The organism is Ruegeria sp. AM9 (assembly GCF_056540565.1).
Genome location: NZ_JBQFWY010000069.1, coordinates 1 through 516, shown reverse-complemented (window position 1 = coordinate 516; position 516 = coordinate 1). Strand labels below are relative to the sequence as shown.

The window sequence follows — 516 nt, the reverse complement described above, 5'->3', positions numbered from 1 at the left end:
TGAAGAGCACGCGCAGGGTGACGGGCTTTGATGCACCGGGTGTCGGGTCGATGGCGGTCATTTTATCTCCCTTTCGGGTTGGGAATTTGCGGCAACGCGGTGTTTGCTGCCGCGTAGCCGGAATGCTATCCATCTGGATAGGAACCAATTACTATCCAAATGGATAGAAAAGGCAAGGAGGAATCCGTGGCACGGAAACGCAAGACGGATCACGACAGTGCTGTGGCGGGTGCGCTGGACCTGTTTTGGCGGCGGGGATATCACGGGGCCAGCACCCGGGACCTGGAGCAGGAGACAGGGTTGACCCGCTTTACGCTGCAGACCACCTATGGCGGGAAAGAGAAGTTTTTCCTAAAGACCCTGGACACTTACCTGGACAATGCCGAGGCCCGGCACTTTCCCGATGCAGATACCTACACGCTGGATGATCTGGGGGATTGGTTCAAAGGCATCGCCTCAATCGACCGCATGCCGAAGATCGAGGATGCAGGGTGTCTTGCCTTCAATTCGATCAGT

The 516-nt window shown here is 56.6% G+C and carries 1 protein-coding gene; it reads left to right on the top strand.

Going from position 1 to position 516, the window contains the following annotated elements:
- Window positions 1–186: 186 nt before the first annotated feature.
- Window positions 187–516, top strand: a 330-nt coding sequence (locus tag ACR0DO_RS19635) for a TetR/AcrR family transcriptional regulator (protein ID WP_480561130.1), incomplete at its 3' end; no start/stop codon positions are given.